This is a genomic window from Streptomyces sp. SID5910, from assembly GCF_009862125.1.
In the GTDB taxonomy this organism is placed as follows: Bacteria; Actinomycetota; Actinomycetes; order Streptomycetales; family Streptomycetaceae; genus Streptomyces.
In genome coordinates this window covers 1-1199 of sequence record NZ_WWHX01000459.1, presented here as the reverse complement: position 1 = coordinate 1199, position 1199 = coordinate 1, and the positions used below count along the sequence as shown (strand labels likewise).

1 protein-coding gene is annotated in these 1199 nt (G+C 80.7%); it reads right to left on the bottom strand.

What is annotated here, in order from left to right; translation table 11 throughout:
- Positions 1–629: hypothetical protein (locus GTW67_RS16125; RefSeq protein ID WP_202437305.1), on the bottom strand; the 629-nt coding region annotated here is incomplete at its 3' end.
- Positions 630–1199: the final 570 nt, after the last annotated feature.

Sequence of the window (1199 nt, the reverse complement as noted above, 5' to 3'; positions counted from 1 at the left end):
TGCCCGCGCAGGCCGGCGAGTCGGACCCGGAGGACGCGTCGCGGCCGACCGGGCGCCGGCGTCGTGCCCTGGCCTCCGCGAACGAGCGTGCCGCCGCGCAGGAGGCGGCGCCGCGTCAGGTGTTCGCCCTGCCGCCGGCCGACGCCGACCGGCCGTCCGACGACGCGACCGGTTCCGTCGACGCTCCGGGGCAGGTCCCGGTGCCCGGCCCGGCCGTTGCCGGCGACGCCCTGGCCGACGAGGGCCGGCACGACGCCGTGCCGCACGACCAGGCCGACGACCACACCCCGCCGCAGCCGCACCCGGCCGAGACACCGAGGGGCCGCCGCCGCCGGTCCGCCGCCGCACCGCAGGCGGCCCAGACCGCCCAGACGACACAGACCCACGGCATTCCGGCCCAGGGCGGGCCGGTGCAGGGCGGCCCAGTGCAGGGCGGCCCAGTGCAGGGCGGCCCAGTGCAGGGCGGCCCGGTGCAGGGGGCGCCCGTGCCCCAGCGGGGTGCCGTGGTGCCCCCGCAGAGCGGCGCCGCCGCGGGTCAGGGCGGGGTTGCGGGCCATGGGGTTCCCGCGGGTCAGGTCGGGGTTGCGGGCCACGGCGGTGCCGCAGGTCATGGCGGTGCCGCTGGTCACGATGCTCACACTGGCCACGGCGGACCCGGCGGACCCGGCGGTCAGGGTGCCCCCACTGGTCACGGCGGACCCGCAGGGCAAGGTGCCCCCACTGGTCACGGCGAACCCGCAGGGCACGGTGCCCCCACCGGTCCAGGCGCGCCCGCGCAGGGGCCGGCCGCACCCGTCGGACCGGCTCAGGCGGCCGGTCCCGCCCAGCCCGGGGCATCCGCGCAGGCCACGGGGCCCGCCCAGTACGGTGCGTCCGCCCAGCCCGCCGGTCCTGCCCAGTACGGAGCGTCCACGCAGCCGACCGGCTCCGCCCAGCCCACCGGACCGGCCCAGCCGGGGGCGTCCGCCCAACCCACGGGACCCGCCCAGTACGGGGTATCCGCGCAGCCTGCCGGACCCGGCCAGCCCCCAACAGCCGCCCAGTCCGCCGGGCCCGCACAGCCCGGGGCACCCGCACAGCCCACCGGTCCCCTCCAGCCCGCCGGTCCCGCAGACCGCGTCGAAGCCCCCGCGCCTGCCGCGGCCGAGGCCGCCGGGCCTGCCGCCAACGGGCAGGATCCCAGCGCCCCGGGGGCACCC